Genomic DNA, 13,667 nt, shown 5'->3' on the forward strand with positions numbered 1-13,667 from the left:
ATGGGAAAAGGATTTTTTCACGTACCAACTGCCATTAACGAACCGGTAAAAGGATACGCTCCTGGATCTTCAGAGCGTGAAGCCGTTTCAAAACAATACAAAGAATATTTTAACGGATCTGTTGATGTACCTATGTACATCGGTAACGAAGAAGTTAGAACTGGAAATACTCGTAATATGACTCCTCCTCACGATCACCAACACGTGGTAGGACAATATCATATTGGAGATAGATCTCATGCTGAAAAAGCGATTGCTAATGCTTTAGAAGCTCGTACTGAATGGGCACAAATGCCATGGGAACAAAGAGCTGCTATCTTTTTACGTGCTGCTGAGTTAATTGCTGGACCTTACCGTGCAAAGATTAACGCTGCAACTATGATTGCTCAATCTAAAACAGTTCACCAAGCTGAGATTGACGCTGCATGTGAGTTAATCGACTTTTTACGTTTTAACGTAGAGTACATGTCTGAAATTTACAACGAGCAACCAAACTCTGACGACGGAATTTGGAACCGCGTTGAGTACCGTCCGTTAGAAGGATTTGTATACGCAATTACTCCATTTAACTTTACTGCAATTGCTGCAAACTTACCTGCATCAGCTGCAATGATGGGGAACGTTGTAGTTTGGAAACCATCTGATAGCCAAATTTTCTCTGCAAAAGTAATTGTAGATGTATTTAAAGAAGCTGGTGTACCAGACGGTGTTATCAACGTAATTTATGGTGATCCTGTTGAAATTACTGATGTAGTTTTATCTTCACCTGATTTTGCTGGAATCCACTTTACAGGTTCTACTTATGTATTTAAGGAGTTATGGAAAAAGATTGGAGAAAACATTCATACATACAAAACATACCCAAGAATTGTAGGAGAAACTGGTGGTAAAGACTTTATCATTGCACACCCTTCTGCTAATCCAAAACAAGTAGCTACAGGTATTTCTCGTGGTGCTTTTGAATTCCAAGGTCAAAAATGTTCTGCAGCTTCAAGAGTATACTTACCAAAATCGTTAGCTGAAGAAACATTGAACTACGTAAAAGAAGATATCGCTTCTTTTAAAATGGGTTCTCCAGAAGATATGAGCAACTTTATTACTGCGGTAATTCACGAAGGTTCTTTTGATAAGTTAGCAAAATATATTGACCAAGCTAAAGCGGATGCTGATGCTGAGATTTTTGCTGGTGGTAACTACGATAAATCAAAAGGATACTTTATTGAGCCAACTGTTATCTTAACTACAAACCCTAAATATACTACTATGGAAACTGAATTATTCGGTCCTGTAGTAACTATTTATGTATACGAAGATGCAGATTGGGCTGATACTTTAAAGTTAGTTGACGGAACTTCTGAATACGCTTTAACTGGTGCTGTATTCTCTACAGATCGTTACGCAGTTGCAGAAGCTACTAAAGCTTTAGAAAACTGTGCTGGTAACTTCTATGTAAACGATAAACCAACAGGTGCTGTTGTAGGACAACAACCATTTGGTGGAGCTAGAGCTTCAGGAACAAACGATAAAGCAGGATCTGCTCAAAACTTATTACGTTGGGTATCTCCTCGTTTAATCAAAGAAACATTTGTTTCTCCTGTAGATTACCGTTACCCTTTCTTAGGATAAGAAAAGAACTTCCTAACAAGGAGTCTTACTATATATTAAAAGCAACCTCATTTGAGGTTGCTTTTTTATTATCTTTCAAAAAGAAAAGTTTTTATTCGTGTTTTTTAGCCCACAATTCACCTTCTCCTTGATAGCCATCTTGTAGCCACATCTTATCAAAAGCATGACTAAGTGTTTTTCCAGTCTCTGCTCCTAAACAATCAAAAGATACATTTCCTTTTCCATGATCTTTCATTATCCATTCTTCTCCTTCTCCTTGCACACCATCTTGTAACCATAATTTACCAAATGCATGGCTAAGATACTTTCCTTTTTCAGCTCCTTTACATGCTAAGGCTACACGATTATCTTTTAATTTTTTAAGTTCAAAAACTTCTCCTTTTCCTTGCACTCCGTTTTGAAGCCACACCTTATCATTTGCATGACTAAGGAATTTACCTACCTCTGCTCCTAGAGCTTCTAATGCTATACTTGACATAATATAAAAATTTGGTTAGTTAATTTCCTACTCTATTTATAATAGGTTTTTCGGATTCCACCTTTTAAAATTCATAGTACTACCAAACCTTTTTCATTTTATACCTCTATAATCACTATACATAGATTTCTTGCTTTAATAGCACTTCATTTCGACAATGCTAAGTTCAAAAATAAATAAACTCGACATACAAAAAACACCATAAAACACTGATAATCAATCATGAATACATTTTAAAACAGTATAAATGAAGTAGTTACTTTCCTTTTTGTTTTCAAATAGAATTCAACTAATTTCGTTTAACACATATTTAGTGTTTAAAAACAATGAATTACAAAGAAATACTTGAAACTGTATATCAAAAAATAGCTCCTATTGAAAATATTGGGGAGTTAGCTACCTATATTCCTGAATTAGCTACGATTGATTCTGAAAAATTTGGGGTGCATATTTCAACTGTTGCTAATACTAACTTTGGTTTGGGAAACTTTCAAGAAAAATTCTCTATTCAAAGTATTGCTAAAGTATTATCACTTTGTTTGGCATATAAACATCTTGGTGAATCTATTTGGGACAGATTAGGTGTTGAGCCATCTGGAAATAGTTTTAATTCATTGATACAACTGGAAACGGATAATGGTATTCCTAGAAATCCGTTTATCAACGCAGGTGCTATTGTAATTGCTGATATTTTAATTAGTAGTTTGGTAAACCCAAAGGAAGATTTATTAAATTTTATCAAGAGTCTTTCCAAAAATAAAGACATTAACTACTCCGCAAAAATTGCAGCTTCTGAAAAATCGGTAGGATATCGAAATGTTGCCTTATGTAATTTTATTAAATCCTATGGAAACATATACAACGACCCTGAAGTTGTGCTAGACTTCTATTTCGATTTATGTTCGTTGGAACTGACTTGCGAACAGCTTTCTGAATTGTTTTTCTTCTTAGCCAATAACGGACAAACACGACAAGGTGAGCAAATATTAACCAAAAGTCAATCGAAAAGAATCAATGCCTTGATGCAAACCTGTGGTTTTTATGACGAATCTGGTGAGTTTGCTTTTAAAGTTGGATTGGCAGGCAAAAGTGGCGTTGGTGGTGGTATTATTGCCATACACCCCAATCAATACGCAATTGCTGTATGGAGCCCTAAATTGAACAAAAAAGGAAATTCCTACAGAGGTATGCGCTTTTTAGAAGAGTTTACCACCCTTTCTGAGCAGTCTATTTTTTAGTTTTGATTTTTATCCGATTTAAACTAATTTGGTTACCATTAAATATAAATAAACTTAAATGAGTACATATCAAGACGCTTTAGAAGAGTACAGAAATGAAGATAATGACGGAAAATATCGTTTGATTTATACTTATTTCGGACTTGCTATTTATTTCAGTCAAGTTTTAGAAGAAACATTTTCTATAATGTTGTGGACTAATAGAATTTTCAAAGATAAAGCTAAAACCAACAAAGAAGTAAATGATATTATAGACACCATTGAAAACTCAAGAAAAACTATGGGGGTTTTCATAAATGAAGTTAAACAAACTTATACTTTAACTGAAGATATAACTAGAGACTTAAAATCAATTCTTGAGAAACGAAATTACTTAGTTCACAAATATTTTAAATTAGAGATTCAAAAGTGTTATTCTGATTTAGGAAGAAAAGAAATGTTAGAATATTTTGGAAACTTCATAGACGAAGCACAAAAAATCGACTCTGAATTAAACTTTTATTACTCAAAATACACGAAAAAAATGGGTCTAACACAAGAAAAAATAGAAGAATTAGTTAACAATATGAAAATAGAAGAGTTAAAAAGAGAAAGAGCTACAACCAACAATTTGAACGCAACTCTTTAACCTAAAACATAAATTAAAAAACTAACTCAACTCAATTTTCATATTTAAGTACATCCATTTTGTTGGAACGTTTGATGATTGCCCGTTTACTAATTTATCATAATCAATCCCCCAGTCTAATAAATTTACTTGACCTTGCAATACCAGTTCGCTAGACATGCTTTCGTATGAATTTCTAATTCCAGTTGCAAAAAATTTCACTTCTCTTTCAACTCCTTTAATAGACATCATTCCGTTAATTTGATACCAATCTACCCCCATCACAAAAACATTCGTAGTTCTAAATGTTATGTTGTCGTTCTTATCATTAATAAACACTCCTTTGGTTTTAATTCTTGCAGTTAAATCAGCCTCATCGCCTCTGCATACTCTAAATGAGCTTGGATTAACCTCAAACGAAATACGCATGTTTTCTAACGGGTTTCCAGCATCCATTCGTACAGGAATATCCACTTTTAAATCGTTTACAATACCTCCAAATGGTGTACTACAATGTCCGTGTGTTACAAACATATTAATTGTTTGATTTTTCACAGTTTCTCTTACCTCTTTTATTTCTTTTGGTGTAACTGTTGAAGTACTTTTAGCAAATCCGCTTACAAGTACTATAACTAACAATGCCCCAACTAACAAAATTCTATTTTTAATGGTTTTCATACTATTCGTTTTTAAAGTTTTCATCAAAACTATCGCAACCTTACGTTAAAAGTGTAAATCAATTGTCAAAAAAGTGTAAAAAAGCTTTAACCAGTGTACTTTTATTTAAATTTACCTCCAAAAACCACTAAAGTCTATTTTTCTAACACTTTAAAATGTCACAAAAAACTCAACTTAAAGAAGTCGCCAAACTATTTTTTAAACTAGGTTGTATTGCTTTTGGCGGACCTGCTGCGCATATTGCCATGATGGAAGATGAAGTTGTTAAAAAAAGAAAATGGATGACTCAGCAACATTTTCTAGATTTAATGGGAGCTACTAATTTAATACCAGGACCTAACTCTACTGAAATGACCATGCACTGCGGGCATGAAAGAGCTGGTTGGAAAGGGTTAATTGTAGCTGGCTTTTGTTTTATTTTTCCTGCCGTAGTAATTACATCAATAGTTGCGTGGTTATACCAAGAATATGGTCAGCTTCCTAAAGTTGAACCCTTCATTTACGGAATAAAACCCGCAGTAATTGCCATTATTGTTATGGCTGCTTATCGATTAGGTAAAAAAGCCGTAAAAAATACATCTTTAGCTATTTTAGGATTAATCACTTTAGTTGCTTGCCTTTTAGGTATTAATGAAATAGCTGCTTTGTTTGGCTGTGGTTTACTCGGTGCGTTACTCTATTTTTTCAACCAAAACCGTAATAATTTAACTAGCATACTTCCTTTTTTTCTATTTCAAGCAAGTGAAACGCTTCAAGCCAACAACCTGAAAATTTTATTGACCTTTTTAAAAGTTGGTGCAATTTTATATGGAAGTGGTTATGTATTATTTGCTTTTTTAGATGCAGAACTGGTTGCTAACGGATGGCTTTCTAGACAGGTACTAATAGATGCAGTTGCTGTAGGACAAATAACCCCTGGTCCTGTTTTATCTACTGCTACTTTTATTGGTTGGCAAATGAATGGAATAACGGGTGCACTGGTAGCAACTATTGGAATATTTTTACCATCCTTCTTTTTTGTTTTAGTTTTAAATCCGTTGATTCCTAAAATGAGGAAATCGAAGCTTATTGGTGCCATTTTAGATGCTGTAAATGTAGCTGCTGTTGCGTTAATTATTGCTGTTTGTATAACAATGGCTAAAGATACTATTACAGATTGGCGCACTATTGTTATTGCCATCATAAGTCTGCTTGCTGTTTTTTATTTAAAAAAAGTAAACAGCGCTTTTATTGTTTTAGGAGGCGCTATGTTAGGATATATTTTAACTTATTGGTAAACCTCATAATATCATTCCTTTTAGCCTACCTTTGCAAAAAAATATTTGATGCAGTTTTCAGACCTACAACTTACCAAGTCTATCTTAAAAGCACTTACCGAAGAAAGACACCACAAACCAACGCTAGTACAACAAGAAGTAATTCCGTTAGTACTTAACAAAAAAGATGTGATTGTAGCTGCACAAACAGGTACAGGTAAAACAGCTGCTTTTGCGTTGCCTATTATTCAAGAGCTTTCTAAAGAAGAAGATGTTGAAAAAAGAGCTAAGAAGATAAAAGCACTAATTGTAAGTCCTACCAGAGAACTGGCAATTCAAATTGAAGAAAACTTTAAAGCGTATAGTAAGTATACTAATTTAAGAAGCACTGTTATATACGGTGGTATGTCTACGCAACCTCAAAAAGATGTATTAGCAAAAGGAGTTGATATTTTAATTGCTACACCGGGTCGTTTTATCGATTTACACAAACAAGGTAGTATTGATGTTAGACAACTAAAAACATTGGTGTTAGACGAAGCCGATTTAATGCTAGACATGGGCTTTATTGACGATGTACAGAAAATAGAAGAGTTATGTCCGCGTAAAAAACAAACCTTATTGTTTTCTGCTACGATGCCTGATAAGGTAAATGATTTAGCAAAATCGATGTTGCGCAATCCTGAAAAGGTAGATATTTCTCCTACAGAAACTACTTCTAAAAACATTGGTCAGTTACTATACTACACCCCTAAAAAACACAAAGTCGACTTGTGTTTACACTTACTACGAAACACCATAAAAGGACGCATCATTATATTTCGTCGTACCAAATTTGGAGTTGATAAGTTAGAAAAAACACTTCAAAAAAATGGATATAAGGCTACTAGTGTCCATGGTGATAAGTCGCAAAACTTACGAAACCAAGCTATTGAAGACTTTAAAAACAACAAAGCCAATATTTTAATTGCTACCGATGTTGCTGCTCGTGGAATTGACGTTAGCAAAGTAGATGCGGTAATTAATGTTGACTTACCTAACATTCCTGAAACGTACGTACACCGAATTGGTAGAACAGGTAGAGCTGGTAAATCTGGAATCGCCTTTTCATTATGTAGTGCCGATGAAACTTCTTACATCAAAGCTATTCAAGAGTTTATGGATAGAACTATAAAAATTGTAGAAGATCATCCATTTCCTCTAGCAAAACCGAAGAAGAAAAAGCAACCCAACACTGTTAGTAAACACAAAAAAGGAAGAAAATCAGAAGCTTCTAAAAAGAAGAAAAAGCGCTGGTATTAAACTTTTTATAAAAAATAACACTAAAAATAGTTGATGTTTTATTTATTAATCGTAATATTGCAATATAATAATTAATCAATGGGATTAACCAAATCAGAAATATTTACTGAAGAGCAAAATCAATTAGCTACGATTGCGAAAGTGTTAGGGCACCCAGCTCGTATTGCTATTATACAACACTTATTCAAATTGAATTCTTGTGTGTGTGGTGATTTGGTAAATGAAATCGGTTTGGCACAACCCACCATTTCGCAACATTTAAAAGAGTTAAAAAAAGTTGGTATTATTAAAGGAACTATAGAAGGAACTAGCGTTTGCTATTGTATTAATCCATCAACATGGAAAGAAATAAAAACCTTACTTTCTTCTTTTTTAGACCTTGATACAAACAATAAAAATTGTTGCTAAAAAAAATTTGGAATTATTAATCGTAATATTACAATAAATACTATAACCATGAAACTCTCAGAAATTAAACAACACTTAAGCGCATTAAAAACAATTGCTTTTCAATTACCTGACGGTAGTCTAGTTCCTAATCATTTTCACGTAACTGAAGTAGGAAAAGTTACTAAAAACTTTATCGACTGTGGTGGAACAGTTAGAAATGAAGAAGTAGTTAACTTCCAATTATGGAATGCAAATGATTATGATCACAGATTACACCCAGAAAAATTAATTCATATTATTGAGTTATCAGAAAAAGTATTAAATATTCCTGATTTAGAAATCGAGGTAGAATACCAAGGAAGTACGATTGGAAAGTATGGATTGGATTTTGACGGAACCAATTTCTTACTTACTACAAAACAAACGGATTGTTTAGCTAAAGATAACTGCGGAATTCCAACAGAAAAACCAAGAGTGAAACTATCAGATTTACAAAAACAAACTGCTTGTGAACCAAATTCAGGGTGCTGCTAATATGAATACACAAACCTCATCTCTATTTACTGAAATACAACAAACTCTTTCAAGTTTAACTGTTTCAGAAGAGCGAAAACAAGTTTTACAACCTCTTGTAAGTTACATTCAGGAAAAACTGAACAATAAAGAAGTCATAAATCTGAATTTTATTTGTACTCATAACTCAAGAAGAAGTCATTTGTCGCAAGTATGGGCACAAACAATGGCTTTTTATTATCAAATTCCGAATGTCCTTTCTTATTCAGGAGGAACAGAAGCTACTGCTATGAATGCAACAGTTGTAGATACTTTAGTAGGTAACGGATTTAAGATTCAGCAATTATCTGAAGGTACAAACCCTATTTATGCAATAAAGTACGCAGAAAACACGCCTTCTATAATAGGTTTTTCTAAAAAATATGATGATACGTTTAACCCTACTTCAGCATTTTGTGCTATCATGACCTGCTCACAAGCCGACGAAGGGTGTCCTTTTATAGCAGGTGCTGATAAAAGGATTCCTATTACTTATGAAGATCCTAAATTATACGACGGTACATCTTCTGAAAAAGAGAAATACTTAGAGCGTAGTTTACAAATTGCAGCTGAAATGCACTATGTGTTTTCTACTGTAAAATCTTAACCCTTATATTTCATAGGTAAATGCACCACTTTTTTAGTTTCGAAGAAATCCTCTTCAAAAAAATCTGGTAAATCATAAATGGTGGCTTTAGGGAAGTTCGCAAGTTCTTCCGTAAGGTCACCACCTTTTAAATATAAAATTCCGTTTTTAAGTGCGTGATTTTGCTTTTTGTGCACTTTATTTTTCACCCAACGGTGAAATGTTTCCATTTGTGCCACAGCTCTACTTACAATAAAATCGTAGGTGTCGTCTACTTCTTCAACACGTCCATGTGTCGTTTTCACATTCTGTAAACCTAATCCTTCAGCAACTTCATTCACTACTTTTATCTTTTTTCCAATAGAATCTACCAAATGAAATTGTGTTTCTGGGAATAAAATAGCTAACGGAATTCCTGGAAAACCTCCACCAGTACCTACATCCATTACTTTGGCTCCTGCTTTAAACTCCATAACCTTCGCTATTCCTAACGAATGTAATACGTGGCGTAAATACAATTCATCAATATCTTTTCGAGAAACAACATTAATTTTTAAGTTCCAATCTTGATACAGTTCTTGCAACTTAGAAAATTGTTCTAATTGCTTTTCTGATAAATTGTCAAAGTATTTTTTTATAAGTTCCATGAAGTGATTTTTTCCGCTGCAAAAATAAAAAACTAATTGGTATTGTTAATTTTTATGTAAAAGATATTAATCTAGTTAAAAAGTTAACCTTTAGCAATAACCGTGAACCAAAAACGTTTATTTTTGCGGTACAAACAAACAACAAATGAAGACAGTAAACTTCTCAAGAATAGACAAAGCTAAGTTTTTTAGAACTCTAAATAAAAGAGTTAACACTTACTTTAAAGAAAACAATATTAAGCGTACAGGTAACTGGAAACTATATTCAAAAGCTATTATTATGTTAGCTATGTTTATCGTTCCGTTCATATTAATTTTAACTGTTGATATGTCGCAATGGATAAAATTAGCACTTGCTATTGTAATGGGTATTGGAATGGCTGGAGTTGGAATGAATGTGATGCACGATGCCAACCACGAATCTTTTTCTAGTAAAAAATGGGTAAATAAGCTTTTTGGAAGCAGTATTTATATTTTAGCAGGTAATGTGTATAACTGGAAAGTACAACACAATGTATTACACCATACATACACAAACATTCAAGACCATGATGAAGATATGGATGCTGGTAGGATTATTCGTTTTTCAAAACACACACAATGGTTATGGATTCATAAATTCCAAAAATATTATTCAATCTTTTTATACGGATTGTTAACTATTAACTGGGCTATTACTACCGATTTTAAACAAATGCATAGCTATTTAAAGCGTAAGTTATCGTATGGTGAGTTTCCAAATCCAGCTAAAGAGTGGACTAAATTAGTAGTTTCTAAAGTTATTTATTATTCTCTTTGGATTGTATTACCAATTGCTGTGATGAATGTTGCTTGGTGGAAAGTATTAATCGGATTTTTTGTGATGCACTATACTGCAGGAATCATTTTAAGTGTGGTTTTCCAATTAGCACACATTGTTCCTAAAACAGAAACCCCATTACCAGATGAAGATGGTAATATGAAAAACACATGGGCTATTCACCAATTATACACTACAGCAAATTTTGCTCCTAGAAATTGGTTTATCAACTTTTACACAGGTGGATTAAATCACCAAGTAGAACACCATATTTTTCCTAACATTTCTCATATTCACTATAAGAAGTTAGCTCAAATTGTAAAAGAAACTGCTAAGGAATTTAACCTTCCTTATAACGAATACAATACTACACGTAGAGCAGTTATTGAGCACTTTAGACACTTAGCTGAATTAGGAAAAAAACCGCAATTAGCATAAATCAACATACAACATAACAACACAATGTCAAACGCATTATCAAACAGAATTAACAGTTTACCAGTATCGCAAACTTTAGCAATGGCTGCTAAAGCAAGAGAATTAAAAGCTGAAGGTAAAGACATCATTAGTTTAAGTTTAGGAGAACCAGATTTTAACACTCCTGATTTTATTAAAGATGCTGCAATTGAAGCTATTAATCAAGATTATAACTCATACACTCCAGTTGATGGATATGTAGAATTAAAAGAAGCTATTTGCGAGAAGTTTAAGCGTGATAATAACTTAACATATGCTCCAAACCAAGTAGTTGTTTCTACAGGAGCAAAACAATCTATTGCTAACGTAGCTCAGGTATTATTAAACCCTGGTGATGAAGTGTTATTGCCAGCTCCTTATTGGGTAAGCTATTCTGCAATTGCAACTTTGTGTGAAGCTAAATTTACCGAAATTCCTTCTTCTATTGAAAATGATTTTAAAATCACTCCAGAACAATTAGAAGCTGCTATTTCGCCAAAAACAAAAATGATTTTCTTTAACTCGCCAAATAACCCAAGTGGAACAATTTATAGCGAGGAAGAATACAGAGCATTAGCTAAAGTATTAGAAAAGCATCCAGATATTTATATTTTATCTGACGAAATATATGAGCACATTAACTACGGAACAAAACCATTTAGTTTTGCTGCTATTGAAAGCATGTACGACCGTACCATAACTGTAAACGGATTGGCTAAAGCTTTTGCCATGACAGGATGGAGAATTGGTTATATTGGAGCTCCTGAATGGATTGCTAAGGCTTGTACTAAAATGCAGGGTCAAATTACTTCAGGAACTAACTGTATTGCTCAACGCGCTGCAATTACAGCTGTAAAAGCATCGCCAGAAAAAGTACAATACATGGTAGATGAGTTTAAAAAACGTAGAGATTTAGTTTTACAGTTATTAGGAGAAATCGATGGGTTTAAACTAAACGTACCAGAAGGGGCTTTTTATGTATTCCCAGATATTTCTGATTTCTTCGGAAAAACAATCCAAGGAAAAGAAATTAAAGATGCCAACGACTTTTCTATGCTTTTATTAGAAGAAGCCAACGTAGCTACAGTAACTGGTGAAGCTTTTGGTGCTCCAAACTGTGTTCGTTTATCATATGCTGCTTCTGAATTACAATTACGTGAGGCAATTAAAAGAATTAAAGAAGTTTTAAGTTAATTAACTTAAATAAATTAAGTATAAAAAAATCCGTAAGACGTGTCTTACGGATTTTTTATGCTCTAAAATGGAACTTTTAATTTTCTAACTTTTTTCTTTTTAAGCTTCTTTAAATACAATGCTTTTTTGTTATAATCAATAAAGGCTTTTCCTTGCTCTAAAATATCTGCGCCTATAATTCCGTCTACCTCATCAGCATCATGTTGTTTTAAAGCTGTATTTACATGCGTTAAGTCAAACAATACTAAATCACACTCATTCGCTTTCCACTTTCCTATTTTAAGAGAATTATTTTCTGACTTGTGTGTTTCCATATCCGTCGCTCCTGCTCCAGCAGCTTTTACTTCACTTTCCTCAGAAACAAGTTTAAAACGCTCTATTAAATCTAACCCAACACACGAATTAGAAGCGCCTGTATCTAAAATAAACCTTCCTTTAACACCATTTATCTCCGCATCTAACTCTAAATGATTTGTAATCATTTTTTTGAGTTTTATTTTAATGTATTTCTTTTTTCGTAATACTTTTTTCAAACTTGCCATTTCTTGTACTTTTGTCTCGTAAAGATACGGCAATAAATGATTACAGATACACACACACACTTATATTCAAGTCAGTTTGACGAGGACAGGAACGAAATGATACAACGCGCTAAAAAAGCTGGTGTTTCTCGTTTTTTTATTCCTGCTATTGACAGCTCTTATACTGAACGTATGTTCGATTTGGAAAAAAACTATTCAGAAGATGTGTTTTTAATGATGGGCTTACACCCTACTTCGGTAAAAGAGAATTACCAAGAAGAATTAGCACATGTAAAAGAATGGTTAGATAAACGTGATTTTTATGCGATTGGTGAAATTGGTATTGATTTATATTGGGACAAAACTTTTTTACCACAACAACAAGAAGCCTTCCGCACGCAAATTCAGTGGGCAAAAGAGAAAAAACTACCTATTGTAATTCATTGTCGTGATGCCTTTGATGAAATTTTTGAAGTTTTAGAAACTGAAAAAGGAGACGATTTATTTGGTATTTTTCACTGCTTTACCGGAACATTAGAACAAGCTGAAAAAGCAATTTCATACAACATGAAATTAGGGATTGGTGGTGTAGCTACTTTTAAAAATGGAAAGATTGATAAATTTTTAAATCAAATTGATATCAAACACATTGTCTTAGAAACCGATTCTCCTTACCTAGCTCCTACTCCATACCGAGGTAAACGTAATGAAAGTAGCTACATAACTAATGTTGTGGATAAATTGGTAGATATTTATGGATTGACTTTCGATGAAATTTCGGAAATTACAACACAGAACTCTAAAGACGTTTTTGGTGTCTAAGCTACAGACCACATATTATAAAACTCCTATAGGAATTGCCAAAATAGAAGGTGACGAAAACGGAATTCAATCCATTTCTGTATTGGATGATGATACCTCAACCACAATCAGCTCCTCAAAGGAAATTCCAGCTTGCTTACAAGAATGTATTACCCAACTAAATGAGTATTTTGCTGGTACTAGAAAAGAATTCAACCTAAAATTGAACCCACAAGGAACAACTTTTCAACAATCTGTTTGGAAAGAATTATTAAACATATCTTTTGGAAGTACCAGAACCTATTTAGAACAGACCAAACGATTAGGAGATGTTAAAGCAATTCGTGCGGTAGCTTCAGCCAACGGTAAAAACCCTATTTGGATTGTAATTCCATGTCATAGAGTTATTGGTTCTGATGGTTCATTAACAGGATATGCTGGTGGTGTATGGCGTAAAAAATGGTTATTAGAACACGAAAGTGGAGCCAAACAACAGACTTTGTTTTAATTTCTTTTTATAAGGTTTCGAAACAAGT

Annotated in this window: 16 protein-coding genes; 12 read left to right on the forward strand and 4 right to left on the reverse strand. The window is 33.4% G+C overall.

From position 1 onward, the window contains the following. Positions 1-1,626, forward strand: coding sequence for an L-glutamate gamma-semialdehyde dehydrogenase (gene pruA, locus VCM48_RS08650; RefSeq protein WP_099215180.1), 1,626 nt, complete (start codon positions 1-3; stop codon positions 1,624-1,626). Positions 1,627-1,717: 91 nt separating this feature from the next. On the opposite strand, the gene VCM48_RS08655 is transcribed toward pruA, so the two are convergent. Next, entirely contained in the window at positions 1,718-2,104 is a 387-nt protein-coding gene (locus VCM48_RS08655; RefSeq protein ID WP_274638618.1) for a hypothetical protein, read from the reverse strand. Positions 2,105-2,430: 326 nt separating this feature from the next. Here VCM48_RS08655 and VCM48_RS08660 point away from each other — a divergent pair, with 326 nt between their 5' ends. Then, positions 2,431-3,342 carry a glutaminase gene (locus VCM48_RS08660; protein WP_482270250.1) on the forward strand — a complete coding sequence of 304 codons (912 nt, stop codon included), beginning with the start codon at positions 2,431-2,433 and terminating at the stop codon, positions 3,340-3,342. 58 nt (positions 3,343-3,400) lie between these two features. Further along, positions 3,401-3,970, forward strand: a complete 570-nt coding sequence (locus VCM48_RS08665; RefSeq protein WP_482270251.1) for a hypothetical protein — start codon at positions 3,401-3,403, stop codon at positions 3,968-3,970. A gap of 21 nt (positions 3,971-3,991) precedes the next feature. On the opposite strand, the gene VCM48_RS08670 is transcribed toward VCM48_RS08665, so the two are convergent. Then, a complete protein-coding gene (locus tag VCM48_RS08670) occupies positions 3,992-4,627 on the reverse strand; it encodes a YceI family protein (RefSeq protein ID WP_482270252.1) in 636 nt (211 codons plus the stop codon). A gap of 155 nt (positions 4,628-4,782) precedes the next feature. Here VCM48_RS08670 and chrA point away from each other — a divergent pair, with 155 nt between their 5' ends. From chrA to VCM48_RS08695, 5 genes are all read left to right on the forward strand, one after another. Then, positions 4,783-5,904, forward strand: coding sequence for a chromate efflux transporter (gene chrA, locus VCM48_RS08675; protein WP_482270253.1), 1,122 nt, complete (start codon positions 4,783-4,785; stop codon positions 5,902-5,904). Between the two features lie 48 nt (positions 5,905-5,952). After that, a complete protein-coding gene (locus tag VCM48_RS08680) occupies positions 5,953-7,185 on the forward strand; it encodes a DEAD/DEAH box helicase (RefSeq protein WP_482270254.1) in 1,233 nt (410 codons plus the stop codon). Between the two features lie 78 nt (positions 7,186-7,263). Then, on the forward strand, positions 7,264-7,593 hold the full coding sequence (locus VCM48_RS08685) for an ArsR/SmtB family transcription factor (RefSeq protein WP_028891389.1): 330 nt from the start codon (positions 7,264-7,266) through the stop codon (positions 7,591-7,593). A gap of 48 nt (positions 7,594-7,641) precedes the next feature. Next, positions 7,642-8,109 carry a DUF6428 family protein gene (locus VCM48_RS08690; protein WP_482270255.1) on the forward strand — a complete coding sequence of 156 codons (468 nt, stop codon included), beginning with the start codon at positions 7,642-7,644 and terminating at the stop codon, positions 8,107-8,109. Between the two features lies 1 nt (position 8,110). Further along, on the forward strand, positions 8,111-8,734 hold the full coding sequence (locus tag VCM48_RS08695) for an arsenate-mycothiol transferase ArsC (protein ID WP_482272219.1): 624 nt from the start codon (positions 8,111-8,113) through the stop codon (positions 8,732-8,734). On the opposite strand, the gene rsmG is transcribed toward VCM48_RS08695, so the two are convergent. After that, a complete protein-coding gene (rsmG, locus tag VCM48_RS08700) occupies positions 8,731-9,360 on the reverse strand; it encodes a 16S rRNA (guanine(527)-N(7))-methyltransferase RsmG (RefSeq protein WP_482270256.1) in 630 nt (209 codons plus the stop codon). The two genes, VCM48_RS08695 and rsmG, sit on opposite strands and share 4 nt — an antisense overlap. A gap of 145 nt (positions 9,361-9,505) precedes the next feature. On the opposite strand from rsmG, the gene VCM48_RS08705 reads away from it, so the two are divergent. Together VCM48_RS08705 and VCM48_RS08710 are read left to right on the forward strand one after the other, a co-directional pair. After that, positions 9,506-10,597, forward strand: a complete 1,092-nt coding sequence (locus VCM48_RS08705; protein ID WP_482270257.1) for a fatty acid desaturase family protein — start codon at positions 9,506-9,508, stop codon at positions 10,595-10,597. A gap of 24 nt (positions 10,598-10,621) precedes the next feature. Continuing rightward, the gene (locus VCM48_RS08710) at positions 10,622-11,809 is read left to right on the forward strand and encodes a pyridoxal phosphate-dependent aminotransferase (protein ID WP_028891394.1); all 1,188 of its coding nucleotides are present in this window, start codon (positions 10,622-10,624) and stop codon (positions 11,807-11,809) included. A gap of 62 nt (positions 11,810-11,871) precedes the next feature. On the opposite strand, the gene VCM48_RS08715 is transcribed toward VCM48_RS08710, so the two are convergent. Then, on the reverse strand, positions 11,872-12,351 hold the full coding sequence (locus VCM48_RS08715) for a retropepsin-like aspartic protease (protein ID WP_028891395.1): 480 nt from the start codon (positions 12,349-12,351) through the stop codon (positions 11,872-11,874). Positions 12,352-12,387: 36 nt separating this feature from the next. Here VCM48_RS08715 and VCM48_RS08720 point away from each other — a divergent pair, with 36 nt between their 5' ends. Both VCM48_RS08720 and VCM48_RS08725 read left to right on the forward strand, forming a co-directional pair. Further along, positions 12,388-13,152, forward strand: coding sequence for a TatD family hydrolase (locus VCM48_RS08720; protein ID WP_482270258.1), 765 nt, complete (start codon positions 12,388-12,390; stop codon positions 13,150-13,152). Next, complete coding sequence (locus tag VCM48_RS08725; protein WP_482270259.1) at positions 13,145-13,639, forward strand: methylated-DNA--[protein]-cysteine S-methyltransferase; 495 nt, start codon at positions 13,145-13,147, stop codon at positions 13,637-13,639. Before VCM48_RS08720 ends, VCM48_RS08725 begins: the two co-directional genes overlap by 8 nt. Positions 13,640-13,667: the final 28 nt, after the last annotated feature.

It is taken from the genome of Tenacibaculum sp. DPLXC6 (assembly GCF_056815515.1).